This window comes from Acidisphaera rubrifaciens HS-AP3, assembly GCF_000964365.1.
In the GTDB taxonomy this organism is placed as follows: domain Bacteria; phylum Pseudomonadota; class Alphaproteobacteria; order Acetobacterales; family Acetobacteraceae; genus Acidisphaera; species Acidisphaera rubrifaciens.
Map to the genome: position 1 here is coordinate 1 of NZ_BANB01001008.1, position 479 is coordinate 479.

Annotated in this window: 1 pseudogene; it reads right to left on the reverse strand. The window is 76.2% G+C overall.

Annotation, left to right across the window (positions count from 1 at the left end):
* Positions 1-479, reverse strand: a pseudogene (locus tag B8460_RS19740) (ATP-dependent helicase HrpB); the annotation flags it as partial.

Consider the following 479-nt stretch of genomic DNA (forward strand, 5'->3'; position numbering starts at 1 on the left):
CGCCGCGCGCACGGCGCGGGCCATCGCCTCCGGCAGGTCGCGGGCGGCGGCGAGGTCGCGGGCGGCGTGGACGATTTCGACGGGATGGGCGCGGCCGTCGCTTTCGATCACCTCGGCGTCCATCAGCGGGGCGAGCCGGGCGCCGTCGGCGGTCGCCGACATCGCCAGCAGACGCAGGTCCGGCCGCAGCGCGCGTTGCAGGTCGAGGCAGAAGCCGAGTGCCAGGTCGGCATCGATCGCGCGCTCGTGGATCTCGTCCAGCAGCACCGCGGCGACGCCGTCGAGAATGGGGTCCGATTGCAGCCGGCGCACCAGCAGGCCCTCGGTCACCACCTCGATCCGGGTGGCGGCGGAGACGGCGGAGTCCGTGCGCGTGCGATAGCCGACGGTGGCACCCGGCGACTCGCCCAGCAGCGCCGCCATGCGGGCGGCGGCGGCGCGCGCGGCGAGGCGGCGCGGCTCCAGCACCAGGATACGCC